Origin of the sequence: Lysinibacillus sp. FSL R7-0073, assembly GCF_038009065.1 — a bacterium.
In the GTDB taxonomy this organism is placed as follows: domain Bacteria; phylum Bacillota; class Bacilli; order Bacillales_A; family Planococcaceae; genus Lysinibacillus; species Lysinibacillus fusiformis.
In genome coordinates this window covers 2,418,241-2,443,463 of sequence record NZ_JBBPAS010000001.1, presented here as the reverse complement: position 1 = coordinate 2,443,463, position 25,223 = coordinate 2,418,241, and the positions used below count along the sequence as shown (strand labels likewise).

Annotated in this window: 28 protein-coding genes and 1 pseudogene; 7 read left to right on the top strand and 22 right to left on the bottom strand. The window is 34.5% G+C overall.

Translation table 11 applies throughout. The features are described from left to right. Nucleotides 1-21: 21 nt before the first annotated feature. From MKY88_RS12075 to MKY88_RS12045, 7 genes and pseudogenes are all read right to left on the bottom strand, one after another. Nucleotides 22-303, bottom strand: a complete 282-nt coding sequence (locus tag MKY88_RS12075; protein ID WP_054768668.1) for a hypothetical protein — start codon at nt 301-303, stop codon at nt 22-24. Next, on the bottom strand, nt 281-2,068 hold the full coding sequence (gene arsA, locus MKY88_RS12070) for an arsenical pump-driving ATPase (protein ID WP_340813733.1): 1,788 nt from the start codon (nt 2,066-2,068) through the stop codon (nt 281-283). Before arsA ends, MKY88_RS12075 begins: the two co-directional genes overlap by 23 nt. Nucleotide 2,069: 1 nt before the next feature. Further along, nucleotides 2,070-2,429 carry an arsenite efflux transporter metallochaperone ArsD gene (gene arsD, locus MKY88_RS12065; protein ID WP_340813732.1) on the bottom strand — a complete coding sequence of 120 codons (360 nt, stop codon included), beginning with the start codon at nt 2,427-2,429 and terminating at the stop codon, nt 2,070-2,072. Nucleotide 2,430: 1 nt separating this feature from the next. Next, nucleotides 2,431-2,851 (bottom strand): annotated as a pseudogene (arsC, locus tag MKY88_RS12060) (arsenate reductase (thioredoxin)). 12 nt (nt 2,852-2,863) lie between these two features. Then, complete coding sequence (gene arsB, locus MKY88_RS12055; RefSeq protein WP_340813731.1) at nt 2,864-3,922, bottom strand: ACR3 family arsenite efflux transporter; 1,059 nt, start codon at nt 3,920-3,922, stop codon at nt 2,864-2,866. Next, on the bottom strand, nt 3,915-4,241 hold the full coding sequence (locus tag MKY88_RS12050) for an ArsR/SmtB family transcription factor (protein ID WP_340813730.1): 327 nt from the start codon (nt 4,239-4,241) through the stop codon (nt 3,915-3,917). The genes arsB (MKY88_RS12055) and MKY88_RS12050 overlap by 8 nt, the downstream gene beginning before the upstream one ends. A 1,368-nt stretch (nt 4,242-5,609) precedes the next feature. Continuing rightward, nucleotides 5,610-5,759, bottom strand: a complete 150-nt coding sequence (locus MKY88_RS12045; RefSeq protein WP_340813729.1) for a hypothetical protein — start codon at nt 5,757-5,759, stop codon at nt 5,610-5,612. A 54-nt stretch (nt 5,760-5,813) separates the two neighbouring features. Between MKY88_RS12045 and MKY88_RS12040 the strand changes: the two genes are divergently transcribed. Further along, nucleotides 5,814-6,374, top strand: coding sequence for a helix-turn-helix domain-containing protein (locus MKY88_RS12040; protein WP_036223000.1), 561 nt, complete (start codon nt 5,814-5,816; stop codon nt 6,372-6,374). Then, nucleotides 6,338-7,201, top strand: a complete 864-nt coding sequence (locus MKY88_RS12035) for an IS3 family transposase (protein WP_340814809.1) — start codon at nt 6,338-6,340, stop codon at nt 7,199-7,201. The genes MKY88_RS12040 and MKY88_RS12035 overlap by 37 nt, the downstream gene beginning before the upstream one ends. A 250-nt stretch (nt 7,202-7,451) precedes the next feature. Here MKY88_RS12035 and MKY88_RS12030 read toward each other — a convergent pair whose 3' ends face one another. Beyond that, nucleotides 7,452-8,081 (bottom strand): CPBP family intramembrane glutamic endopeptidase, encoded by a 630-nt coding sequence (locus MKY88_RS12030; protein ID WP_340813728.1) that lies wholly within the window; start codon nt 8,079-8,081, stop codon nt 7,452-7,454. A 188-nt stretch (nt 8,082-8,269) separates the two neighbouring features. On the opposite strand from MKY88_RS12030, the gene MKY88_RS12025 reads away from it, so the two are divergent. Further along, the gene (locus MKY88_RS12025) at nt 8,270-8,710 is read left to right on the top strand and encodes a LytTR family DNA-binding domain-containing protein (RefSeq protein ID WP_340813727.1); all 441 of its coding nucleotides are present in this window, start codon (nt 8,270-8,272) and stop codon (nt 8,708-8,710) included. A 4-nt stretch (nt 8,711-8,714) separates the two neighbouring features. Next, nucleotides 8,715-9,152: a DUF3021 domain-containing protein gene (locus MKY88_RS12020; RefSeq protein ID WP_340813726.1), complete on the top strand. Its 438-nt coding sequence runs from the start codon at nt 8,715-8,717 to the stop codon at nt 9,150-9,152. A gap of 317 nt (nt 9,153-9,469) precedes the next feature. Here MKY88_RS12020 and MKY88_RS12015 read toward each other — a convergent pair whose 3' ends face one another. From MKY88_RS12015 to MKY88_RS12005, 3 genes are all read right to left on the bottom strand, one after another. Further along, nucleotides 9,470-9,931, bottom strand: coding sequence for an SAM-dependent methyltransferase (locus MKY88_RS12015; RefSeq protein WP_258270162.1), 462 nt, complete (start codon nt 9,929-9,931; stop codon nt 9,470-9,472). A 421-nt stretch (nt 9,932-10,352) separates the two neighbouring features. Beyond that, nucleotides 10,353-11,216: an IS3 family transposase gene (locus tag MKY88_RS12010; RefSeq protein WP_340814809.1), complete on the bottom strand. Its 864-nt coding sequence runs from the start codon at nt 11,214-11,216 to the stop codon at nt 10,353-10,355. Then, nucleotides 11,180-11,740, bottom strand: a complete 561-nt coding sequence (locus tag MKY88_RS12005) for a helix-turn-helix domain-containing protein (RefSeq protein WP_036223000.1) — start codon at nt 11,738-11,740, stop codon at nt 11,180-11,182. The genes MKY88_RS12010 and MKY88_RS12005 overlap by 37 nt, the downstream gene beginning before the upstream one ends. Nucleotides 11,741-11,933: 193 nt before the next feature. Between MKY88_RS12005 and MKY88_RS12000 the strand changes: the two genes are divergently transcribed. Continuing rightward, on the top strand, nt 11,934-13,361 hold the full coding sequence (locus tag MKY88_RS12000; protein ID WP_340813725.1) for a serine hydrolase domain-containing protein: 1,428 nt from the start codon (nt 11,934-11,936) through the stop codon (nt 13,359-13,361). A 964-nt stretch (nt 13,362-14,325) separates the two neighbouring features. Here MKY88_RS12000 and MKY88_RS11995 read toward each other — a convergent pair. From MKY88_RS11995 to MKY88_RS11950, 10 genes are all read right to left on the bottom strand, one after another. Then, nucleotides 14,326-15,861, bottom strand: coding sequence for a multicopper oxidase family protein (locus MKY88_RS11995; protein WP_340813724.1), 1,536 nt, complete (start codon nt 15,859-15,861; stop codon nt 14,326-14,328). A 125-nt stretch (nt 15,862-15,986) separates the two neighbouring features. Then, nucleotides 15,987-16,475, bottom strand: coding sequence for a TVP38/TMEM64 family protein (locus tag MKY88_RS11990; RefSeq protein WP_340813723.1), 489 nt, complete (start codon nt 16,473-16,475; stop codon nt 15,987-15,989). Nucleotides 16,476-16,575: 100 nt separating this feature from the next. After that, complete coding sequence (locus MKY88_RS11985; protein ID WP_340814827.1) at nt 16,576-17,022, bottom strand: C39 family peptidase; 447 nt, start codon at nt 17,020-17,022, stop codon at nt 16,576-16,578. Then, nucleotides 16,956-17,429 (bottom strand): C39 family peptidase, encoded by a 474-nt coding sequence (locus tag MKY88_RS11980; RefSeq protein WP_340813722.1) that lies wholly within the window; start codon nt 17,427-17,429, stop codon nt 16,956-16,958. The genes MKY88_RS11985 and MKY88_RS11980 overlap by 67 nt, the downstream gene beginning before the upstream one ends. A 727-nt stretch (nt 17,430-18,156) precedes the next feature. Then, nucleotides 18,157-18,933, bottom strand: coding sequence for a GNAT family N-acetyltransferase (locus MKY88_RS11975; RefSeq protein ID WP_340813721.1), 777 nt, complete (start codon nt 18,931-18,933; stop codon nt 18,157-18,159). A gap of 556 nt (nt 18,934-19,489) precedes the next feature. After that, nucleotides 19,490-20,845, bottom strand: coding sequence for an NAD(P)-binding domain-containing protein (locus MKY88_RS11970; protein WP_328201060.1), 1,356 nt, complete (start codon nt 20,843-20,845; stop codon nt 19,490-19,492). A gap of 95 nt (nt 20,846-20,940) precedes the next feature. Further along, nucleotides 20,941-21,162 (bottom strand): hypothetical protein, encoded by a 222-nt coding sequence (locus MKY88_RS11965; protein ID WP_328200785.1) that lies wholly within the window; start codon nt 21,160-21,162, stop codon nt 20,941-20,943. A 34-nt stretch (nt 21,163-21,196) separates the two neighbouring features. Then, the gene (arsC, locus tag MKY88_RS11960) at nt 21,197-21,622 is read right to left on the bottom strand and encodes an arsenate reductase (thioredoxin) (protein WP_340813719.1); all 426 of its coding nucleotides are present in this window, start codon (nt 21,620-21,622) and stop codon (nt 21,197-21,199) included. 12 nt (nt 21,623-21,634) lie between these two features. Further along, nucleotides 21,635-22,693 (bottom strand): ACR3 family arsenite efflux transporter, encoded by a 1,059-nt coding sequence (gene arsB, locus MKY88_RS11955; protein WP_328200787.1) that lies wholly within the window; start codon nt 22,691-22,693, stop codon nt 21,635-21,637. Next, nucleotides 22,686-23,012 (bottom strand): ArsR/SmtB family transcription factor, encoded by a 327-nt coding sequence (locus MKY88_RS11950; RefSeq protein ID WP_328200788.1) that lies wholly within the window; start codon nt 23,010-23,012, stop codon nt 22,686-22,688. The genes arsB (MKY88_RS11955) and MKY88_RS11950 overlap by 8 nt, the downstream gene beginning before the upstream one ends. 403 nt (nt 23,013-23,415) lie before the next feature. On the opposite strand from MKY88_RS11950, the gene MKY88_RS11945 reads away from it, so the two are divergent. Then, on the top strand, nt 23,416-23,832 hold the full coding sequence (locus MKY88_RS11945) for a DUF3888 domain-containing protein (protein WP_340813716.1): 417 nt from the start codon (nt 23,416-23,418) through the stop codon (nt 23,830-23,832). A gap of 267 nt (nt 23,833-24,099) precedes the next feature. Beyond that, nucleotides 24,100-24,381 carry a hypothetical protein gene (locus MKY88_RS11940; RefSeq protein ID WP_328200790.1) on the top strand — a complete coding sequence of 94 codons (282 nt, stop codon included), beginning with the start codon at nt 24,100-24,102 and terminating at the stop codon, nt 24,379-24,381. A gap of 170 nt (nt 24,382-24,551) precedes the next feature. Here MKY88_RS11940 and MKY88_RS11935 read toward each other — a convergent pair whose 3' ends face one another. Continuing rightward, complete coding sequence (locus MKY88_RS11935; protein ID WP_328200791.1) at nt 24,552-25,151, bottom strand: hypothetical protein; 600 nt, start codon at nt 25,149-25,151, stop codon at nt 24,552-24,554. Nucleotides 25,152-25,223 lie beyond the last annotated feature (72 nt).

Sequence of the window (25,223 nt, the reverse complement as noted above, 5' to 3'; positions counted from 1 at the left end):
GACAGTATTTAAGGTATCTGGTTAGCAAGATGTCGGTGAGTATCCAACTAATACTAAACCTAGTTCACCATTCTCTTCTTCTGCATGGATCGTAACATCTGTTAATTGTGGTGCAATATCAGGATGAATTGCGACTTCGATACCTTCAATTGTTTGAATTGCATCTTCTGCTGCTGGTGCTTCTAAGCCTACACCTAAATTAACCCCACAGCAGCCTGCAATACCAAAGAAACGAAGCGTTTTAACCTCTGAATCAGCTAATACCTGTTCTAAATAATTTTTACCTTCTGGACTCATTTTCATTTGTTTTCTCTCCTTTTAATTCATGTAAGCCTTGTGTTCCAACCGGTGGCGTTTTTACCCATGGAATGGCCACAAATTGATTATTGCTGATGGATCTAACTTCTTTTAGCCATTTCATTTCAGCTTGTTGTTTTTGAATTAATGTTGGACTTGTTGTGTAGATAGATGAAAATGTCTGATTGACCACCCACCAATCAACAGATAATCCAGCACGCTGTAGATCTTCCTGTAAGCGCGAAGCTTCATAAACAGGTGTTGCTTCAGGAAGAGTTACAATGGCAACACTCGTATAAGAGGCATCACGCAACCTTGGTAACAGGTTTGAAACAGCAGGAGGAATATCTCCCTGTGAACGGCTTATTTCGCGATGATAAGCTTCTGTGGCATCTAATAACAGCAACGTATGCCCTGTTGGTGCGGTATCAATAATAATGACTTCATCTTGATGATTTTCTACAACGTTAGCAAATGCTCTGAATACAGCTATTTCCTCTGTACAAGGAGAAGCCAAATCCTCTTTCACAAATGCTAAACCTTCCTCATTCATCGTTTCACTTGCCTTTGCAAGCACTTCTGCTTCATAGTTTGCTACTTCTGCTTTTGGATCAATACGACTGATCGTTAAATTCTTAACGTTGTCATCACCGAATGTCCAATCAAGGTGTGCGGCAGGATCTGTTGTAGTTAAATGTACATGAGTACCCTCTTCTGCTAATCGTAATGCAATATAAGAAGCCACAGTTGTTTTTCCAACCCCACCTTTACCCATCGTAAAAATGAGTTTCGGTTTACGTTCCAAATAATCTGCAATCATTTCTTCTATCTCAGGAATCTTATTTTCTTCATTTGATTCATCTTTCTGTATAACTTCTTGGTCAGTCATCCATGCATGCATACGCTCAATACTTGATAATGAGTACGGTACAAACGGTAAGTAGAAATGCTCAAATTGATTTAGTTCTTCAGGAATTCTTGCTATTGCATCAGCTTGAAGTGCAATGAAAGCCTCTTCGATATCATCAGTAGAATTGGCATTGCTCATATATCCATTAATTAGTAGGATCTGATTTTGAATACCTATTTCAAACAATTCGTGAGAAGCACGTGCTGCTTCCTTTAAAGGATTTTCTTCTGGGCGTGTCACTAGCATTAACGTTGTTTGATTAGCATTCTTTAAACGTTCAACTGCCTTTTTATAGACTTCGCGTTGTGGTTCTAGCCCTCTTAAAGGACCTAAACATGAAGTGCCAGTCGTATTATCATCTAGAAACGTAGACCATGCAGAAGGCAATTGTAATAATCGCAACGTATGCCCTGTAGGTGCAGTATCAAACACGACAGTGTCAAAATTTCCAATCACTGAAGTATCAGTCAATAGTGTTGCAAATTCATTAAAGGCAGCAATTTCTACTGTGCAAGCACCAGAAAGTTGCTCCTCCATATTTTGAAGTACCACATCAGGGAGTTTCCCACGGTAAGGACCAACCATTTGCTCTTTGTAATGTTGTGCAGCCTGTTCAGGGTCCAAATTTATCGCAAATAAATTGTCTATGCCTGCAATTTTTGTCGGACTACTAGAAAGCGTTTGGCCAAAAATATCTTGTAAGTTGGATGCGGGGTCTGTACTAATTAAAAGTACCTTTTTCCCTTCCTTTGCAATGGCTATTGATAGGCTACAAGCAACCGATGTTTTCCCAACGCCCCCTTTCCCCGTGAAAAACAGGAATGGGGTGTCTGGGAAATGACTTCTTGTAAAGCGTTCCATCTTACGCATCTCCTTTTAGTGACAAGCGTACTTTTGGCTTTTGTAGTAATTCGTCTTCTGAAAGTCCTGACCACAGTGAAAATTGTTCATTTGTTGGGTAGATCCCTTTACAAAGTAATTCTCCATCCACAAACGTTGCAGGCAAGGCATCCATTCCTTCTGACATTAATAATTGATTGATAGCTTCGTTTTCTACAAAAGCATTTGGCTCGTTTGTAAGATTAAACCTTTCAGCTTCAATGTTTGTTTTCTTTAAATTATTCATAATAAATGACATACGCAATAATTCTGGGTCTATAGAGGGTCCACATAAGCCTGTAGAACAGCACATTGCTGGCTCATAGATATGAATTTTTTTCAATTTAATTCAGCTCCTCAGTTACAAATTGTTCAATGCGTTTACCAATTGCATCACGAACATTTTGGAATACAGCACACTTCTCTTCATCAGTACCTGTCGCTTTCGCTGGATCTTCAAATCCCCAATACTCACGACGAACGTGAGGAGGTGTCATTGGGCATTTATCAGCTGCATCCCCACATAACGTAACCACTAGTGTGGCACTGTTTAATGTTTCAAAATCAATTAAATCAGATGTATGATTTGAAATATCAATTCCTACCTCCGCCATCGCTTTAATGGCCTTCGGATTTACGCCATGAGCTTCAATACCAGCACTTTTTACAGTCCAATTGGTTGGTAGTAGTTTTTTTTGCCCATCCTTCAGCCATTTGACTACGGCATGAGTTCCCCGTACATAAGAAATAAAGTGTATTTGTCATAAAAATTGCTCCTTATAATTTAATGGTTTTAAAGTATTTTTTCTGCCAACGTAAGGCAACCCATACAAGTCCAATGAGGACTGGTACTTCCACTAGTGGTCCAATAACAGCTGCAAATGCCACGCCACTATGCAGGCCAAACACCCCAACTGCAACCGCAATCGCTAGCTCAAAGTTGTTACTTGCAGCTGTAAAAGAAAGAGCTGCTGTGACAGGATAAGATGCACCTACTTTACGGGAAGAGAAGAATGACACAGCAAACATGATCACAAAGTAAATAAATAATGGAATAGCAATTCGCACTACATCAAGTGGCAGTTCTACTAATTGCTCACCTTTTAAAGCAAACATCATCACAATCGTGAACAACAGTGCAATTAAAGTAAGTGGTGAAATTTTCGGTAAGAACTTTTCTTCATACCACTGCTTTCCTTTTGTTTTAATCCCTATCCAACGTGTGAGGAACCCTGCAGCAAACGGGATACCTAAGTATATAAGTACGCTCTTTGTAATCTCCCACATAGAAATAGATACATTGAAATTCTCTAAACCAAACCAACCAGGTAATACATTTAAGAAAAAGTAAGCAAAGATAGAGTATGTTAAAATTTGGAAAATTGAGTTAAATGCAACTAAACCAGCTACATATTCGCGATCTCCACGCGCTAAATCATTCCACACAATCACCATTGCAATACATCGAGCTAAGCCAATCATAATGAGCCCAGCCATATATTCTGGGTAATCATGTAAGAAGATAATCGCTAAAAAGAACATTAAGAACGGTCCGAGTAACCAGTTTTGAAAAAGAGAAAGTAAAAGCACTTTCCAATCCTTAAATACACGCCACATCTCTTCATACTTTACTTTCGCTAATGGTGGGTACATCATGACAATTAACCCTATAGCAATCGGTATGGATGTTGTGCCAATAGACATGGCCTCTAACGCTTCACCAACATTAGGCATGGTGATACTTAATACCACGCCTATTCCCATCGCAACAAATATCCATAGAGTAAGGTAACGATCTAGAAAAGATAGCTGCTTGGTTAAAGATTCATTACTCATTATCAGCTCCCCCTACATGGCAACAATCTGTGCCACAGTTGCACCCGTTTAAAGGATGAATTTGTTCTATAATGCCCTTCATCAGTGGCGTTTGATCCTCTACTAAACGGTAATGTTTCCAAGTCCCTACTTTTCGTTCCGTAATAATGCCTGCCTCCTTTAATTTTCGTAAATGTTGACTAACGGCTGGTTGTGATATTCCTAGCACATCCACAAAATCACATACACATACCTCCCCATTTTTCATGCATGCAAGTAATTTAATGCGATTCAAATCAGCTGCTGCTTTTAGTTGTTTTTCAATTAGTGTGTTTTCCATTTATCTGCACTCCTTATATAATCATTTGCTTATATATTAATTTAAATAAAATCACCTCGTTAAGGAAAGGTGAATTAATACATATATAACTATATTATTATATTATGATTTAATGTTTTGAATTGCAACAGAAATTTGCCCAATTTGAAAATTTCTTTTTTCTGCTCCGTTAAACAATCCATCAGAATTAAGATTTGTTTATCTTTACCTTTTTATCGATATTACTGTAGCTTTGGAATAAAGACTAATTATAAAATATCCCTCAATCCTTATCTAATAACAACTTCAAAAACTCCATTTTGAAAAAAGATTGTTCAAAATGCAGTTAATCCTTTTAAATAAGTATGAGATTTTTATAAAAAGTTTGCTCATTTTCCAGCTATGTTGTTCAATAATCGCGCCCGACTGTTGAGTACCTTATTGAAGATAAGCACCCGTTAGCTTAATAAACATCTGTTAGTCTTCATCCAAAAAAAAATTGCAGTGGATAAATTTAATAGTGGTACTACTATTATTGCTAAACCTAAACTTATTTCACAATTAACAATATAAAACATTTTTTCATTATATTCCAATTGTATTGATAACTCTTTCCAAACATGGTATTTTTATATAAAGGAGGTAATTATATAAGATATTTATTTGGATTCATTTTTTTATTGATAGGTATTTGGCAGCTAATAATAACCTGGCGAACATTCACAGGCATCAAGAAAGACGGAGATAAAAGTACTTCTCCTTTTATTATGCTAGGCCTGTGGAATAGTTTAGTATTTGCCATAATTTTCATTGCTGTTTCACTCGGATGTTTCTTCATCAATTTTTAAATATTTCTATTTAAAATTTATTTGGTTTGTTCATTACTTTACAAAGAATGTGATAAGCCAATCTCGTTTTTGAGTCGTCTTAAGCAATATATTAAGTATCGAACCAATACACATACAAATTAAAAATCCAAACAAAGCATAAATGAGTTATTCCATAAAATACCTCCAAACTTCTATTATGTAATATTTAACTATAAATTCTTATTCAACTAAACTGCCTCGTTAGTTCAATAAGAAAAAAGAGCTACCCAAGCAGCTCAATTCACTTCAAGTAAAGCACCCCATAACCTGCACCGTTAGTTAAAGTGTCATTCTTCCCAATCTGACCTATATGTTAACATAAATATCCAGATCTTTTAAAAGTGGTGTTCAATTATATGCCCTTTAATGGAAGAAGGCGCATTCCTTATTAAAGAAATGCGCCCGATAGTTGAATAGCCTTATTCAACTATGGAAGAGCTAGGAGGCATATACAGAATATATAAATAAAACCCCAATCAAATGCGATCAGGGTCTGATATCTGATTATTCTGGCTGAAACCTACTCCACCAAATGTAAAGCTAGTCCATCACCAAGCTTATTGAAAGTTAATTGTTTGGATGAACCGTCTGTACCATACCACTTTCTTAATGTATTTGGTACACATCTTTGATAAAAAGGTTTGATCATTTTATTCCTGTGATCTTTCACATGGTACTGCACCCCAAAAGTTAGAGTGAAAAACTAACTTTTGGGGTGATTTTTATGACTAAATATAGTGAAGAATTTAAATTGATGGTGGTTCAAGAATATTTAAGTGGGTCTATAGGATATCGAGCGATAGCGAAGAAATATGGTATAGGTGATTCTCCATTAAGGAGATGGGTACGTGCTTATAAAGAGTTTGGACGTAACGGCTTATTAGTTAAGAAAACGAAGCAGTTTTATTCTGTTCATTTTAAAATAGATGTATTAAACTTTATGAAACGAACAGGTGCTTCCTATCAAGATACTGCGATTCACTTTAACTTGAATGATCCAACTTTAGTTGCCAGTTGGTATCATCGGTTTTTAAAAGAAGGGATAGAGGGCCTGCAAAAAAATTCAAAGGGGCGCCCGTCTATGTCTAAGAAACAAAAGTCCACAGCGAATAACCAAGAAAAAACAATGTCACGTGAGGAGCAGCTAGAACGCGAAAATGAACTGCTTCGTTTAGAGGTGGCGTATTTAAAAAAGTTGAAGGCTTTTCGGGAGAATCAAGATGCCTTCCTCGAAAAGCACAAGCTGCCATCGCCTTCGAACTTAAACAAGAAGGATTTCGATTAAAAGATATTTTAAAACAAGTGGATATTCCAGAAGCGACGTATCATTATCATATTAAACTGATGGGGCAAAAGGATCCAGACATAGAGTGGAAAGTCTTGATTTTAGAGACTTTTGAAAAACATGAAGGTCGATATGGCTACCGCCGAATTCATGCGGAATTAAGAGTGCAAGGACATACAATTAATCATAAAAAGGTACAACGAATCATGAAAAACCTAGGGTTAAAATGTGTAAAATTCGTACGTAAATCACGCTATAAATCATACAAAGGAACAGTTGGGAAAGTCGCTAAAAACCTTTTGAATCGTAGATTCAGAACGTCATATGCCCTTCAAAAATTGGTGACTGATGTAACTGAATTTAAATGTACAGATGATGAAAAATTATATTTAAGTCCGATCATGGATTTATATAATGGTGAGATTATTGGGTTTAGTATGTCAAAACGGCCAAGCCTAGATTTTGTGTTAGATTCACTTAAACAAGCACTTCCAATTATTCTAAAGCGTGCTGAATATCGGACAACAATTCATTCCGATCAAGGATGGCACTATCAACACAATACGTGGGCGAAAACATTAAGGCAGAACAGGATTTTTCAAAGTATGTCTCGTAAAGCAACATGCGCAGACAATGCGGCCATGGAGAACTTCTTTAGCTTACTAAAACAGGAAATGTATTATGGAGAACAATTAATCTCTTATAAAGCATTACAAAAGAAAATAAATGATTATATCAATTATTATAATAATGTTCGTATTAAACAAAAACTGGCCAGCATGAGTCCGGTAAATTTCCGAAAACATGCCAGCCAATTAGCTGCATAATAAAAACTCTAACTTTAAGGGGTCACTACCCATTCGCGCCCGATTGTTGAAGATCCTTATCCGACTAAAGCGCCCCGTTAGTTGAAGAACTTAGATTATACAACTGAGCTCATCGATGAAAGACGGTGAACCTTACTTTCTCATAGGTTCTGAAAAAAATCAAATTTGCTTACGGTGGTATATTAACTAGCCTTTTACCCATAGAGTTATTTGATTTAGAGGTGAAATTATTCAGCATCCCCTTCAATTATTACTTTAAACTTTTATTTATTTGCCATATCCCTGAAATGGCAGATAACATTAACCATGGCTCTATTACCATATTGATTAAAACATGAGCTATAATTGGTGCAAGAGTGCTCCTTCCAGTATAAATATAGAGCATAGCAAGAAGACAACCTAAGATCGTAGTTGAAAGAATGGCTGGAAGTGCAATTTTTAACTCTCCTCGCAATAATACCCATGCACCATGAACAATCCCAAACGTAATTCCTGAGATTAACACTTGTGAAAGATATGGAAATCCAATAGATAATAGATAATCCATGAGCAGATGTCTAAATACAACTTCTTCTACTATTCCACTTACAATAGCGGCCCATATACCAATTAATTTAAGCCAAGAAAATGTTAATAAATTTCTTTTCACAAATGGTATTGCAAACATCGTATAGGAAATATACCCTATAACAATTAATAAAGTGAAAAACCACATAGGTAAATTAAGTAACATTTCCGGTGAATATCCCAATCCATTCTCAATAAACCTCTTAGGATTATTTATATACCAATAAATAACACTTATTGTAAGCATACTTGATATGCTTATTAATATCCATCCCGTTTTAATTCGGTCTTTTAGCGTTGTTACCTCGTTCATACTAGCTGCCTCCTTGAGTTATATTCTTAAGTTACTTTTGTTAAAGCCAAATATAACGACATAAAAGTTTAGCAACAATACTTTACGAGTAACATGTCTTTATTGTTAGGTGAAATGCTTTTTATTACATATAACCTGCATTATTCGAATCGTAATTTATGCTATATTTTTAGAGAGAGGTGATAGAGATGAAGATAGAAATAAAAATTGATACACAAATCGATGAACCATATATAACAATCTGCGTGTCCAAATTAACACCAGCTATTCAGGCTGCAATCTCACTCTTACAACAAGAAAATGAACAAATTTTAACAGGGACTGCAAACAATAAAGTACATATTATCGAACCTCATACTGTAATTGTTATTAGAACAGAAGGAAAAGAATTAGTACTATATAGCGACGATGGTAATCGTTTTATTATGAGTAAACCTTTATATGAGTTAGAACAGCAGCTAGGTGATGATTTTATCCGGATTTCTAAATCAGCAATAATTAATCCTAGAAAAATCAGAAATATTGAAGCATCCTTTAATGGAACAATGGAAATTGAGCTTATTTTAGGAATAAAAGAAGTGATTTCTCGTAATTATAAAAAAACTTTTAAAGAGCGTTTGGGGGTATAGTTACATGAACATTTTCAAGAGTTTAGGATACGGTATAAGTATGGGATGTACAGTGTTTGTTATTGTTAATCTTATTGGATATTGGTTTAAAGGAGAGTTATTTTTAGATGCTGTTATGGCTACTTTTCCTCAACAAGTATTAGGATCAATTATTGTTGGAATTGCATGTATACTCCCTTCTTACATCTATAGAATAGAACGTTTAACATTCTTACAACAAAGTGCTTATCATTTTTTTATAGCTATAGGTACCTTTATAGTTGTTGCCTTTTCTTTAAAATGGATTCCTACATTTTCGATAACATTAACTATCCTGTTGTTGCTTTTCAATGTATTAATTTTTGCATTTGTTTGGCTGTTATTTTATTTTTATAGTCAAACGGAAGTAAAAAAAATGAAGAAGAAAATTATTGAGCATACAGACAATAGTAATAATCAATAGGTTCTTTGATAGAATTTCAATAATTCAAGAGGCTAGTCAACAAAAATAAGCCTCTTTTACAATTATCACTGCCGTATGAACCAAAGATTCTTCAACTAAATTGCTTCGTTAGTTGAAGTACTTTTCTTCACAATCTCCATGTCCAATTTAATTATCGTATTTTATTCAATTAATTGGCCCTTTCCACAAATAAAGACGCTCTTCTTATTACAGAAAAGCGCCCGATTGTTGAAGATGGTTTTTCAACTAAAATCCTGCAATTGAAGTAGATCAATAATAAAGGCAGGTATACTAATTTTATAAATATGAGTTTTTTATTACCCCCAATAATTTTCCATTAAAACTGTGGACCAATTAGGTTGTTTCACATTTCCTTTAGGTAAAAATTCATTCATTACAGGTTTTATATCAATTATTGGCGTGCCATCAATAGCATCTAATCCTTTTACAATTAATCGGCTATTTTTCACCTCAATAAGTTCTACAATTGTGATACCTAATTTATTCGGTCTGTTTTTTCCTCGTTGAGCAAATATCCCAACCAAAGGAAAATCTTTATTGTTTCTTGGATGCCTTGCTTCATACTGAATTTTATTATCTTCTACTTTATTAAAGTAAAAAACGATTTCTAAATGAGAAAACTCTTCTATACCTTTTATTGCAGATACATCTATGTTCTCTGCTAGTTCAATTGCGGATAGAATTGATCCCCAATTATCATCCAAAATCTCTTTTCTATTATTGTTTACAAAAGCAACTGGTTCAATGATAAATGACATAATTACCCCCTGTGTTTCTAGATATAATTTTTAACAAAAACATTGCTTAGTACACTTTATAAATCGTAATTGTTGCTTTCTAAGTCGATATGAAGGGCTTCACCTTGCCCTCTATTTCGAGTTGAATTTGTCTTACAGTTTTTTATTATCGCATTTCATCTTTAGACTATTTTATCAGGAAGGTTTAGTTATAATCCTTATATTTCCAATAGTACAGCAAAAAATATATAAGTAAATCTTAAATTAATTATTAATAAGCATAAGTTTATCTTATGAAACTTTCCTTTAATAAAATAGTAACCTTAAATTTAAATATAAATCTAACTTATTATTTAGTAGCATAGAACCATTCCTAAACATTCTGGCCCTTTAACGAAAACGAGCGCTGATTGGTAGTGACCCCTTAAAGTTAGAGTTTTTATTATGCAGCTAATTGGCTGGCATGTTTTCGGAAATTTACCGGACTCATGCTGGCCAGTTTTTGTTTAATACGAACATTATTATAATAATTGATATAATCATTTATTTTCTTTTGTAATGCTTTATAAGAGATTAATTGTTCTCCATAATACATTTCCTGTTTTAGTAAGCTAAAGAAGTTCTCCATGGCCGCATTGTCTGCGCATGTTGCTTTACGAGACATACTTTGAAAAATCCTGTTCTGCCTTAATGTTTTCGCCCACGTATTGTGTTGATAGTGCCATCCTTGATCGGAATGAATTGTTGTCCGATATTCAGCACGCTTTAGAATAATTGGAAGTGCTTGTTTAAGTGAATCTAACACAAAATCTAGGCTTGGCCGTTTTGACATACTAAACCCAATAATCTCACCATTATATAAATCCATGATCGGACTTAAATATAATTTTTCATCATCTGTACATTTAAATTCAGTTACATCAGTCACCAATTTTTGAAGGGCATATGACGTTCTGAATCTACGATTCAAAAGGTTTTTAGCGACTTTCCCAACTGTTCCTTTGTATGATTTATAGCGTGATTTACGTACGAATTTTACACATTTTAACCCTAGGTTTTTCATGATTCGTTGTACCTTTTTATGATTAATTGTATGTCCTTGCACTCTTAATTCCGCATGAATTCGGCGGTAGCCATATCGACCTTCATGTTTTTCAAAAGTCTCTAAAATCAAGACTTTCCACTCTATGTCTGGATCCTTTTGCCCCATCAGTTTAATATGATAATGATACGTCGCTTCTGGAATATCCACTTGTTTTAAAATATCTTTTAATCGAAATCCTTCTTGTTTAAGTTCGAAGGCGATGGCAGCTTGTGCTTTTCGAGGAAGGCATCTTGATTCTCCCGAAAAGCCTTCAACTTTTTTAAATACGCCACCTCTAAACGAAGCAGTTCATTTTCGCGTTCTAGCTGCTCCTCACGTGACATTGTTTTTTCTTGGTTATTCGCTGTGGACTTTTGTTTCTTAGACATAGACGGGCGCCCCTTTGAATTTTTTTGCAGGCCCTCTATCCCTTCTTTTAAAAACCGATGATACCAACTGGCAACTAAAGTTGGATCATTCAAGTTAAAGTGAATCGCAGTATCTTGATAGGAAGCACCTGTTCGTTTCATAAAGTTTAATACATCTATTTTAAAATGAACAGAATAAAACTGCTTCGTTTTCTTAACTAATAAGCCGTTACGTCCAAACTCTTTATAAGCACGTACCCATCTCCTTAATGGAGAATCACCTATACCATATTTCTTCGCTATCGCTCGATATCCTATAGACCCACTTAAATATTCTTGAACCACCATCAATTTAAATTCTTCACTATATTTAGTCATAAAAATCACCCCAAAAGTTAGTTTTTCACTCTAACTTTTGGGGTGCAGTACCATTCTTAATACAGAATCGGGCCCGATTGTAACTCTTCACAATTACTTGATATTATATAGGTGAATAGAAAGTTAAATTAAAATTTAGTTTTAAGTAGGTTATTTATATTATTCTCTTATAATTTTTCGAAAAGGTGAGTTAATGAAAAAGATTATTGTTTTTGTATTAACGATATTAATATTATTGTCAGGATTCGTAACACAAAGTTATGCGTTGTCAGATTCGAAATCTGCGGCAATACAAGCGTTGCTAGATGATGCCTCTCGTATATCAGGTGTGCCGGGAATGTCAATCTCAATACTTGCAGATGATGAAGTGTTCTACTTTTCTTCAGGGTATGCAGATCGTGAAAAGGGGTTGTCTGCAAGTGAAAATACACTCTATGAGTTAGCCTCGGTCAGTAAAGCTTTTACCGGTATGGGTATTATGCTGTTGGAAGAGCAAGGGCTGCTCTCAATGACTGACCCTATCCAAAAATATTTACCTTGGTTTACGTTAAAGTATCAAGGGAAACCTGTTGAAATGCAAAGCCTTACACTAAATAACTTTCTTCACCATACAAGTGGTCTAACAAATAGTAGACATATTCAAAATATTCCACAAGGCAATACACCAGATATGTTGCAGAAGACTGTGGAAATGCTCGTAGATGCTGAATTGGAGTTCCCTCCCGGTGAACAGTATAACTATGGAACCGTTAATTATGACGTATTGGGTTTGGTTATTGAGATCGTGTCACGACAAAGCTATGAAGACTTTATGGAGGAACAGGTATTTCAGCCGTTAGGTCTTCACCAGACGTATGTTTATAAAAAAGATGCTCAAGCCACTGGACAGTTGGCACAGGGCTACCGTTCTTCCTTTTTTATGACAGCTCCATTTAAAGCTCCGGATTATGCTGGGAATAAACCCGCAGGCTACATCATTTCTAATACAAAAGATATGGCGCGTTGGATGGGCATACAGATGGGTATCGTGCAGAACATACCCGAAATATTTCACAGGGTTATTGAAAAATCACATAGGGGTGATATGTCTGTTTCGTCTGTCAACGATATGTATTATGCGGCAGGCTGGTCGGTAAACGCCGACCAAACGATTATAGAACACACAGGGGGCAATCCAAATTTCAGAACCGAAGTACTTATACTGCTAAATGAACGAACAGCCGTCTGCTTACTGAGCAACGGCGCAAATACCAATATAAACCTGGTACTAAAAGTTAAAGATATATTAGACGGCAGTCTAACTCAGTCATATGAAATAAGCGGCACACAGTATTTGGATATCATTTTGTCGTCTTTCACTATTATTCTGTGCCTATTGGCAGTTCTGCTATTTCTCTTAGGATTACGAAAAAGGAAAATGAATGATCGGCAGCCAATGACAAAAAAGAGAATAATCGTAACAGTTATTTTCCTGATCGCTACGATTGCCCTGGGTATACTATGCTGTGCTTTCGATTGGTCAACGATACTTATTTGGCAAACATATAGCGTTCTTACAGCTTTGATTTCGTCAGCATTATTAACAGCAAGCATTACATGGTTTTTATACACTCACCGATAATTGCCTCGCTCCCATTATAAGCATAATGTTAAGGAATTACATTTCAATTTATTGGTATCCTTATTTGAAATAACATAAGACACTTCGGTGTCTTTTTTAATATCATTGACAATTTTCCCAGTCAAACCTAATTACTATTACTTCCACTAACCTGCTCCGTTGGTGGAATAAGGTTTTTTTAACAACTATATTATTTTGCACAAGCGTCGTCGTTAGGTAACATTTCTTAAAAGACTGTTATTCCACAATCTGGCCCGTTTGTTGAACAACAAAAATCCTGCATATCAACACAGGATTTTTAATCAAACTTTTTTATAAATGTTCAAACTTGTTTTAAACAATAAATCTTTTGTTGCACATTTACTACCTTCTCGTTTAGGTGGGTTAGTGTTTTATTCGCAATTGCATATGTATTCTTTAAATAGCTCCCATTACTATGGCTATTTTTTAGCCTATACCTAAAGTAAAAGGATTTTCAATGTACTTCTGAAGGACTTTATTTCTCTTTCGGACGCACCAACCTCAACAAGATTATTTAATCCATCAAGCATTTTAAGATAAACGCACATATTAACAAGCTTTGCATTAACCATTTCGGGGATTTCGGGATTGGCAAAGTGCGAAAGGATTGCAAGGCAGCTTTTCAATCTTTCATTACCTGAAGGGTAAGCACTCGTTTCAATGCCACAATCATTTCACCTGCTCCTTTAATTCCAAGGTAGTCATTGATGGCAAATAATAAAGAATCCGGCTCTCTCTTAGAGCAACGATTAGATAATTCACCTATGGTTTTAGAAAAAGTTGATTATTTCTATTGAGTGAGCAGTTTTTTTGTTTAAGCTCTGTCCAATAACCCTAAAATTATAGAAATAAGCTCATGTAAACCTCCTGTATACTTTCAGTATCAATATATCCCATAAAAAAACCTCCATTGTATTTGGAGGCTTCTAACATGTATCTATTATTAATTTACTTCAACTTGACCCATCATACCATTTTCTTCATGTTCAAGGACATGGCAATGGAACATGTAAATGCCCTTATTATTGAACTTAACTGCTAATTTAACTGTTTGACCAGCTTCAACTGAAACAGTATCCTTCCACCCTCTTAAATTTAAAGGAGGTTCTTTCCCATCAATCGATACGATTTTAAATTGAGTGCCATGTATGTGGAAAGGATGTGTCATTCCACCCATCATATCAGGTTTATTATATATTTCCCAAATTTCAGTCTCTCCCTGTTTTTGAGTGAAATCAATACGATTCATATCAAACTGTGAACCATTTATTGAAACCATTGTTCCCATACCAAATAGTTCAAGATTCTTTTTAACTGGTAAGTTTTTTTCCTCTTCAGTAACACCAAAATCATTTAATTTTTCTGCAATGTTACTTGTACTTGCAGCTTTTTGTTCAATTTTAAATGGTAAAAGGGTAGTTCCTTCTTCATTTATTAATGCTATATCCGTTTTGTCATCCATTTTTGAAAAGTCCACTATTACCTCTGCTCGCTCACCTGGTGTTAAGGTAATTTCTTTCATATCAGTAGGTTGATTTAAGAAACCTCCATCAGTAGCAATTTGTTGGAATGTAGCTCCATTATTCAATTTAAAAGTATAATTACGAGCATTAGAACCGTTTAATAATCGAAGTCTTACTTTTTCTTTACCAACAGTAAGTTTAGGATTCAAAGTACCATTAATTAATAAAGTATCTCCTATTGTACCATCTTCATTAAGGACTGCTTGATAATTTAATTGCTTTTCTTCAGTAAATTGTCTATCTTGGAATACTAACGGAAAATCATTCACACCATACTCATTTGGTAAATTGATTTTTTGCGAGTTTTCATCATCAATATAAATTAAGCCAGCTAAACCTTTATATACTTGCTCTGCTGTAGCACCTTCTGGATGTGGATGGAACCACAGCGTAGATGCTCCTTGATTAACTGTAAAATTTACATCTTCTGTTACACCTGGTTCTAAGACTTGATGTGGACCACCATCACCATTACCTGGAATTTCCAATCCATGCCAGTGAAATGTTGTTAGTTCAGATAAATCATTTTTTGTTCTAAACGTTACCGTTTGATCTTTATTAATACGAATGATTGGCCCTAAAAAGGAACCATTATATCCATATGTCTCTGTTTTAGTTCCCTTAAAGATTTCTGTTGTTCCTTGTTGAGCAGTAATATCAACAATTCCATTTTTAGGTTCAAGAATAGGTGGAAGCGCAAGCTCATTTTCCCCAGTTGAATTATTTAATGCTAATGGATTGTTATGACTCGCATGACCATTTTCCATGCTACTATCTTTATTATCCATACCCTCCATGTTTTTCATTTCTTCATCACTCATATTGGAATGGTCCATACCAGACATATTAGAATGGTCCATATTTGATTTATTATTAGATTCCGAATTACCCGCACTACATCCTCCTATTATAATAGCGCCTACTAATAATGAAGTAATCAAAAGTTTAGATTTCATTATGTTTCCTCCTTTTATTCTTTACATAGGCACTATAACCAATAAATATGGAGAATTTATGGATTTGAAATTAAATGAGGCAAATATTAACCACTCTATCTAAGAAAACTTTAATATAACTTCTTTTATTTCTTAACTTTCCAAATCAAAATGATAATTGAAATTAATAAGATACTTATTACAATTTTCCATATAAAATTTACTTGCATAAAACTATATACTGCTCCTGCTTCGAAGATTAAAGCTGGTATTTTTCCAATAGTACTAGCAAGCGCAAATGTGCTTAAAGACACCTTAGAAAATGCACTAGTAAAAGTCACAAGACCTGATGACATAAAAGGTAAAATCCTTAAACTGACAATTATCCAAAATGCATCAGATCCTTCCAACTCCTTTAATTTTAAAAGTTTAGGGTGCAATACGAATGGTCTTTTCCATTTATTGATTCCTTTTCTATATAAAATAAAGCTAATAACTGCACCAAGTGATTCACCGATAATAGAAATTAGCAACCCGTTGAATACTCCAAAAAACACAAGGTTAGTGGCTGTAATAAAAACACTTGGTAGTACACCTATAATACTAACCAAAGTATTTATCATTAAACTAACCAAATTGCAAATAATCCAGATTGTTCAAGTACTTGAAGTAATTTTTCTTCCATGATTAAACTCTATCTTTTTTAAACTATTACTTGCATATCATCAACTCTTGTTAATAAATATCAACTGCCTGTTCACCTAATGCTTCATAACAATTAAAAAATGCTCCCTTTTCCAATGATATTATTCCCTTACATGGATCCATTACTTCCACAGTATTATTTCCCACAGATAATAGTACCATTGTATGTAAATTTTGATACATTTGATGGTACTCACCTGTTTCTTCAATAATCCATCCCCCTTTAACCTTTGGTGGTGAGAGGTCCAATGTTACCCATGTAATAACTGGTATTCCCTGTCTAATATAATATGTTATTTCTTTTATTGTACTTCCACTACTATTTTTTGCATGTAAATCTAACTTTCTCTCTGTGATAAAATTATTAGCTGCTTTGACAATTGGTTCGGCAAAAACATATGTACTCGTTTCTAGATTACTTGGCTCGCCACCATATGCTTGATCAGGATTTGGCCCATACTTTTTTTCATTTTGTATTCAAACGATTGTTTAGGTAAATAATTTTGATCCATTTCTAATTTAGATGTTTCTGCACCATAGCAATTAAGTACTGCTGTTAGAGTAGTTATTTCACACCCATTTGGTAGTTCAGGATTTTGTAGAATTACAGGTACTCCAAATCCTTTATTATGATTTACTGCATATGTTTGAACTAATATTGATTGTGTAGATGACGTATACGTAAATTTTTTCTCTGTTAAATACATTCCTGTTGTAAAATTGTTTGGACTCCCTACTTTTACTGTATAAGTTTCATTAGGTTGCAAATCATTAAATTCAGCCTCACCGTTATCAAAACTAATTGTTGAATCTACTTCTTTTCCTTCTTCATCAAGTAATTCCACATATAAATCATTAAGTGGTTCTCCACTAAAATATTCCACTGTTAAAACTGTTATTTTATTTGAGTTTGTATTTTCGTTTGTACAACCCTCTAAAAAAACAGCTAATAATCCTAAAGTGAAAATAATTCCCCTCTTTCTAATTTCCCATACCTCCTCGGTTATTATTACATTATTAATAATGAATATAACGAACAATTATGGAGAAATTATGGATTAAAATTAAAGAGGATTTTTAGAATTTCTTATATAAAAAAGATGTTCAATTTATCAAAATTGACTCATCGAACATCTCTTAGATTTATTTTTTACGGAGAAGATAACTCACTTTCTGTTAGCCATTTATGATTTGTTACTTTTTCGCCAGTAGTAGCCTACATGGCAACAATCTGTGCACAGTTGCACCTGTTTAAAGGATGAATTTGTTCTAAAATGCCCTTCATCAGTGGCATTTGATTCTCTACTAAACGGTAAAGTTTCCGAGTCCCTACTTTTCGTTCCGGATTTGTTTATCTTTACCTTTTTATCGATGTTACTGTAGTTTTGGAATAAAGATTGATTAAAAAATATCCTTCAATCCTTATCTAATAGCAACTTCAAAAACTCCATTTTGAAAAAAGATTGTTCAAAATGGAGTTACTCCTTTTATTTAAGTATAAGATTTTTATAAAAAAGGTTGATTATTTTCCAGCTATGTTGTTCAAGAATAGCGCCCTTTAACGGAATAACACATGAACTTCTGTTTGCTAGTTTTATATAAGATGCCCTACTACTTTGTAGTAGGTGACTGGCAGCCATAAGAGTATGCAAGACATAGAAAACCGCACTTTTCTAGGATAGGTCTACTCATTGGACTGGCGTCAACAGTAAGGAAAGGATGCCCATTTTCATATGCCTTTTTTGCACGAGTAGCTAAAAGTGCTGTATAGTAACCTTTTCCTCGGAACAACGGTAGCGTTGAACCTCCCCATAAGCTAGCAAAGGAGGAGTTTTTTTCTAAGTACATCCAAGCAGCACTTACAAGCTGACCATCTTCATAAATTCCATAAATGTATAGGGATTCAGGATTATTCTGTTTATCTCTCCAAAGTCTTTCTCCCAGCTCAGCATGCGGTACATTCCAGATGGCATCTTCTAGAACAATAATGTCTTGAATGCCTTGTTCTTCTGTTATTTCCTTTAAATTAAAGTGTTGGTCATTATTAAGCAAAGGGTGCTGATTATCTAACTTCATGACCATTAATGCTTCAGGATCATCTATTGTGAATCCTTCTTGTTTAAGAATATCTTTTAAACTATCAGGCTTGTCGTAGTTATACACCTTCCACTCAAAATCCTGCTCAATGTTACTAAAATAGTTTAACTCGTTCTTAATAATTTCTCTTACATCACCTTCGTTTACATTAGATGAGACAATGAACCCTTTTGCACCAAACTGTGAAATGTGGCGCACAACATGCTCTGTTTCCTCTCTTCTGTAACCTTTTACTTGAGCCTCTTGTCGAAGTTCTTTGTGAAATAGTGATATTAATTCATTTTTATCCATGGGCGACCCTCCTATATTTTTTCTATTGAATCTTATTGCATTAATTAACTTATTGATTAATACCAATTATTGCAAAAGAAGACGTTCAACTCAATCTTTTTTATCCGTAAAAAGACGCTTTTCCTTGTTCCAGAATATGGCCCTTTCCATGAATAAAGATGCTTAAATTGTTTCAGAAAAGCGCCCGATTGTGGAAGATAATAAGCACATGTCTTCTTTAACTAACTTATCATTAGTTGAAGAAGATTCTATCCCCTTAAATCCCAATAGTTTTTTTGGAAAATAATTATTTAATCCATATAATTAAATGTATGATTGGACTTTGTAATAATTCAATATCATGCGCCGTTCCTGTCTCGAGCTTTTCTAGATATAAGTAAATATGTGGAAATTCCAATTAAGTACTTCAACCTAAAATTCTATTTTATATTTTTTGCAGCTGCGTAATCACTCTTTTAAATCCTTCTTTTCCATTTTACGAATAATTAGAGTGTCCATCTCATTTCCCCCTTTAGTATTTTAAAAGGACTGCTAGCTTTCGCTAACAGTCCAATTTTTAACAACATGAATTTGATGGATCAGCAAGATTTATACCGCATACACCCGTTTCAGGTAACTCCAATTCCATACGTTTTGAAGCTTCTTCATCATCTGATAAATAAGCTGTTATTGAACGAACTTGTTCGTAGCCAGTTGCCATTAAAAATGTTGGTGCGCGTCCATAACTTTTAGCTCCGACTATATAGAAGTCCTTTTCAGGTTGGCGTAGAATTTCTTCTCCATGCGCTCTTACTGTCCCACAACTATGGACATTTGGATCGATTAATGGCGCTAATGCATGAACACTTTCTGTTGCTGAATCAATCGAAAGGCGTAATTCGCTGTTAATTGATAGGTCTGGTCTATTTCCCGCATTGACAATAAGCTCTTCAAATCCTGTTAATACTTTTTGTTCTCCGTTTATAGTACCAACAATATGGATGTTCTCTTCTTTCTTCACATGTGAGATATAGAAAGGAGTTATTACTTCAACCTTACCTGTATCTACTAATTCGTGAATGCGAACACCGAGTGCGCCACGTGCTGCTAATGCATCTTTTTCTTCGCCACCATAGGCTTCTTCTACAGACTTTTTACGCATAATCCACACTAGCTTTGTTGCTGGATTCTTTTCTTGTAATTCAGCAAGCGCCAATAATGTATTGATAGCTGAATGGCCACCACCAATAACTGCAATCTTCTTATTGGCATATCGCTTCGTATTCGTATTTATGTCTGGGATACCATACTCAATGTGATTTGCTAATGCCTTTTCATTTTGTAGCCATACACCTGTAGAATTTGCTGGGTTTGGATTCCCCCATGTACCCGTCGCGTCAATAACAGCTCTTGCCTCAATGATACGGATGTCATTCTCTTGTTCAAAATAAATAATGAAGGATTGTTCTACTCGATTTTTTGTCTTCATCTTATCATTCAATTGTCGGGAAACCCCTACTACTTTTGCGTTCAATTGAATGTGAGGCTTTATTTGTATTAGCTCGGACAAAGGCTTTAAATAAAGATCAACTAAATCATGTCCTGTCGGTAACATATCTAAATTAGGTTCTCCCCAACCTGAGGCATCTAATAAAGCTTTAGCAGCTTTATTAATGTTATATCGCCATGGTGAGAATAATGTAACATGCCCCCAAGTACGAATATTGTGTGCTATTTCACGCCCAGCCTCAAGTAAAATAAATGCTTGCTTTTGTTCCACTAAATGAGCAGCTGCAGCTAATCCAATTGGACCTGCGCCAATTATGACAATTGGTAAATTCTTATTGGAGTTATTACCACTCTCCTGTACTTTAATATCCTTAGTAGTTGTACAACAAGAAACATTTTGGTTGATTACTTTTAGCGTTTTCATCATTAACTTCTCCTTTTTTTCTTTATATAATCATTTACTTATATATAATGTATTTTTTACGTCTAGCAGTTAGCTAGACGTTTTAAACTTTATAATTAACAAATTTCAATTTCACACATTGTTTTATCAATTTCTTTTATAGCTTTTTCAAATTGTAACCATGTAGAAGTGCCGTAACAATCCATATTTCCTTTAAAAAAGAAATCAAATGCAAACTCTTTAGCCTGTATCAATGTGTATTCTCTACTATTCATAATTAACTTTAAATAAGCGATAAAATAATCTTGAGTTAATACGCTAGCATGATTTACTGTCAATATTGTATCCTCCATTCAACTGATTGAATAATTGCTAACAGACAGTATTATCCTCAGCTACAAATTGCTCAATGCGTTTGCCGATTGCATCACGTACATTTTGAAATACAGTCCATTTTTCTTCATCTGTACCTGTTGCTTTCGCTGGATCTTCAAATCCCCAATGCTCACCACGAACGTGAGGAGGTGTCATTGGGCATTTATCAGTTGCATCCCCACATAACGTGACAACTAACGTGGCGTTGTTTAATGTCTCCATATCAATTAAATCGGATGTATGATTTGAAATATCAACATCTACCTCAGCCATCGCTTTAATAGCATTCGGATTTACGCCATGTGCTTCAATACCAGCACTTTTAACTGTCCAATTGGTAGGTAGTAATTTCTTTGCCCATCCTTCAGCCATTTGACTTCGGCATGAGTTTCCTGTACATAAGAAATAAAGTGTATTTGTCATAGTAATTGCTCCTTATAATTTAATTGTTTTAAAGTATTTTTTCTGCCAACGTAAGGCAACCCATACAAGACCTATGAGAACAGGTACTTCTACAAGTGGACCAATAACAGCAGCAAATGCAACGCCACTATGCAAGCCAAACACACCAACTGCAACCGCAATGGCTAGCTCAAAGTTGTTACTTGCAGCTGTAAAAGAAAGAGCTGCTGTGACAGGATAAGATGCGCCAGCTTTACGGGAAGAGAAGAATGAAACAGCAAACATCACCACAAAGTAAATAAATAATGGAATAGCAATTCGTACTACATCAAGTGGCAGCTCTACTAATTGCTCACCTTTTAAAGCAAACATCATCACAATCGTGAACAACAGTGCAATTAGAGTCAGCGGTGAAATCTTCGGTAAGAACTTTTCCTCATACCACTGTTTCCCTTTTGCTTTAATCCCTATCCAACGTGTGAGGAATCCTGCAGCAAATGGTATACCTAAGTAAATAAGTACACTTTTTGTAATCTCCCACATGGAAATGGATACATGGAAATTCTCTAAGCCAAACCAACCAGGTAATACATTTAAAAAAAAGTATGCAAAAATTGAATACGTCACGATTTGAAAGATAGAGTTAAAGGCAACTAAACCAGCTACATATTCACGGTCTCCACGAGCTAAATCATTCCATACAATGACCATGGCAATACAGCGAGCTAAACCAATCATGATAAGTCCAGCCATATATTCTGGATAATCGTGCAGGAAAATGATGGCTAAAAAGAACATTAAGAACGGTCCGAGTAACCAGTTTTGAAAAAGCGATAGTAAAAGCACTTTCCAATCCTTAAACACTCTCCACATTTCTTCATACTTTACCTTCGCTAATGGCGGGTACATCATGACAATTAACCCTACAGCAATCGGAATGGACGTTGTTCCAATAGACATGGACTCTAAAGCTTCACCAATATTAGGCATAGTGACACTTAATAAGACCCCTATTCCCATAGCAACAAATATCCATAAGGTAAGGTAACGATCTAGAAATGAAAGCTGCTTGGTTAAAGATTTATTATTCATTATCATTTCCTCCTACATGGCAACAATCTGCGCCACAGTTGCACCCGTTTAAAGGCTGAATTTGTTCTAAAATGCCCTTCATCAGTGGCGTTTGCTCCTCTACTAAACGGTAATGTTTCCAAGTACCTACTTTTCGTTCTGTAATAATGCCTGCCTCCTTTAATTTTCGTAGATGTTGACTTACAGCTGGTTGTGATATTCCGAGAACATCCACAAAATCACATACACATACCTCCCCATTTTTCATGCATGCAAGTAATTTAATCCGATTTAAATCTGCTGCTGCTTTTAATTGTTTTTCAATTAGTGTGTTTTCCATTTATCTGCACTCCTTATATAATCATTTGCTTATATATTAATTTAAATAAAATCACCTCGTTAAGGAAAGGTGAATTAATACATATATAACTATATTATTATATTATGATTTAATGTTTTGAATTGCAACAGTAATTTGCCCAATTTGAAAATTTCTTTTTTCAACTCCCTTAAAAACAATACATCAGAATTTTAGCAACTTCAAAAACTCCATTTTGAAAAAAAGTATTCAAAATGGAGTTACTCCTTTTAAATAAATATGAGATTTTTTTAAAAGGTTTGATCAATTTCCAGCTATATTGTTTATCAAACGCGCCCGATTGTTCAATAAGTACATACTTTATTCAGTATAGGAAACAATACAATTAATTTTGATAAAGGTATAAGAGGTGGTTTGAAGAAAAATGAAAAAAATGTTAATCACTTTTGTACTCTCACTTGTTTTTATTACTTCTTTTCAATCAACAGCTGATACATCTTCCGAACCAACTCAAGACTCTGAAGAACTTAGATTACATGATATGCTCATGCTCATGCTTACTCCTCATATTGAAAAGGATTTAAGAAGCTATTATAATCCCAAAATTTTTAAGGATGTTTCACCCTTTGTTACTCCGTGGAAAATTGATTTGATTGAAACAAAAAGAAAAAATGGTTTTCGAGGCTTTATTATACAAATTACATTTGAAATTGAACCTACAGATGGTGGTCAGTATATCTCACTAGGGAAAGATCGAATGACCTATGAAATATCTCCTGGACCTGAGGTTAAATTGATAAATCACACGCACTTAAAAACGTATAAATATCCCCCAGAATAATAAAGTATTAACAATTTGGCTCATAAAAAAGGCGCATTTCTTAGAGAAACGCGCCCAGATTGCGGAATAAGTAAAAAACTACATTTCCATACAGGTTTCTTATCAGACTTTATTATAAATAATCGAACTTAAATATAAATTATCAATCCTTATTAAAAGACCACATCATTATATTATTTGAAAAATGCAACTAAAATTATATAATAGGAAATAATTGAGATTTTAATTAAAATAATGACCACTTTATTTTAATAGGGGGATTATTAGATGATTAACTTTGCTTCCGTTGAATCAGGTCATATAACATCGAAAATCGTTCGTTTTGTTGTGGAATCGTACGGTAAAGAAGTTTTACATGTATATGAAGTACAGTTTGCTTTTTATCCTGGTGCTAATAATGAAATAATCTATTCTGGCGGATTTAGACAAATTAACGTTGCTGAACAAGGAGCAGTTGAGCTCCATCAACTTGAAGCAAAGAATGAAGAGGATGCTCTTTTAGAAGTAACTGAAAAGATTAAAGACAGTCGTGGATACGTTTACGTGTAACGCTAAAAGAGAGGGCTACTAGCTCTCTCTTTTTAATTATTTGGTTTTTATAGAAAACTAAGTTCACTTTCTACGTGTGATACTCCACAAACTGGCCCTTTCCATGAATAAAGACGCTTTCCTTTTTTCAGAAAAGCGCCCGATTGTTTAATAAACCTATGCTCTTATATTTATATATCACTATTGTCAATAGAGGCTCTGTGCTGTTTCAATTCTTTTAACAGATTTAATGCTTGTTGAGTTGAGTCAATCAAAGAGAAATTCCCTTTTGTTTTTCTTAATGCCAATGCTTCTAAAAAGCATTCTTGGGCTTCATTTAAGATTGCTAATTCCATAAGACATTTACCTTTATGTTGCAATACAAAGTCTAGGTACTCAACAATCTTGTTGGCTTTACACAGATTCAATGCTACATTAAATTTATCCAATGCTTCTATATGATTACTATCGTATTTAAGAGCCTCACCAAGACGAATTAAAGAGACAATTTCTCTTGAAAGATTTCTTTCTTCTACTGAATGATTAAGACAATAAGATAAACTATGAATCGCTTTTTTTGGTTGTTCAATTATTCTATATAAATTACCCAATGTACCATAAAGAAAATACTTATCATCTTCATTACTGACTTTTAGTAATGCTTCTGCATCACTAATAACTTGGAGTATTTTTAATGGATTAGAGGTTTTTTCACGAAGATAGTCATTTTGATCAAAGAAAATAATATCATTTAAAGCAAAGAGATTCTCCTTGAAATCTGCTATGTTCACATCTATTTCCCCCTCAATTAACTTTATTAAAATCATACTTAAGTAATCTTTCTCTATTTATTCGAAACCTCA

Coding starts and splice junctions, on each gene's coding strand:
- MKY88_RS11945 (WP_340813716.1), top strand. CDS start 23,416: ATGAAAAAAATGTTAATCACTTTTGTACTCTCACTTGTTTTTATTACT.
- arsB (WP_340813731.1), bottom strand. CDS start 3,922: ATGAGTAATGAATCTTTAACCAAGCAGCTATCTTTTCTAGATCGTTAC.
- MKY88_RS11940 (WP_328200790.1), top strand. CDS start 24,100: ATGATTAACTTTGCTTCCGTTGAATCAGGTCATATAACATCGAAAATC.
- MKY88_RS11950 (WP_328200788.1), bottom strand. CDS start 23,012: ATGGAAAACACACTAATTGAAAAACAATTAAAAGCAGCAGCAGATTTA.
- arsB (WP_328200787.1), bottom strand. CDS start 22,693: ATGAATAATAAATCTTTAACCAAGCAGCTTTCATTTCTAGATCGTTAC.
- MKY88_RS12005 (WP_036223000.1), bottom strand. CDS start 11,740: ATGACTAAATATAGTGAAGAATTTAAATTGATGGTGGTTCAAGAATAT.
- MKY88_RS11975 (WP_340813721.1), bottom strand. CDS start 18,933: ATGGATAAAAATGAATTAATATCACTATTTCACAAAGAACTTCGACAA.
- MKY88_RS11995 (WP_340813724.1), bottom strand. CDS start 15,861: ATGAAATCTAAACTTTTGATTACTTCATTATTAGTAGGCGCTATTATA.
- MKY88_RS12050 (WP_340813730.1), bottom strand. CDS start 4,241: ATGGAAAACACACTAATTGAAAAACAACTAAAAGCAGCAGCTGATTTG.
- MKY88_RS12020 (WP_340813726.1), top strand. CDS start 8,715: ATGAACATTTTCAAGAGTTTAGGATACGGTATAAGTATGGGATGTACA.
- arsA (WP_340813733.1), bottom strand. CDS start 2,068: ATGGAACGCTTTACAAGAAGTCATTTCCCAGACACCCCATTCCTGTTT.
- MKY88_RS12030 (WP_340813728.1), bottom strand. CDS start 8,081: ATGAACGAGGTAACAACGCTAAAAGACCGAATTAAAACGGGATGGATA.
- MKY88_RS12040 (WP_036223000.1), top strand. CDS start 5,814: ATGACTAAATATAGTGAAGAATTTAAATTGATGGTGGTTCAAGAATAT.
- MKY88_RS12025 (WP_340813727.1), top strand. CDS start 8,270: ATGAAGATAGAAATAAAAATTGATACACAAATCGATGAACCATATATA.
- MKY88_RS12015 (WP_258270162.1), bottom strand. CDS start 9,931: ATGTCATTTATCATTGAACCAGTTGCTTTTGTAAACAATAATAGAAAA.
- arsC (WP_340813719.1), bottom strand. CDS start 21,622: ATGACAAATACACTTTATTTCTTATGTACAGGAAACTCATGCCGAAGT.
- MKY88_RS12000 (WP_340813725.1), top strand. CDS start 11,934: ATGAAAAAGATTATTGTTTTTGTATTAACGATATTAATATTATTGTCA.
- MKY88_RS11970 (WP_328201060.1), bottom strand. CDS start 20,845: ATGAAAACGCTAAAAGTAATCAACCAAAATGTTTCTTGTTGTACAACT.
- MKY88_RS12075 (WP_054768668.1), bottom strand. CDS start 303: ATGAAAATGAGTCCAGAAGGTAAAAATTATTTAGAACAGGTATTAGCT.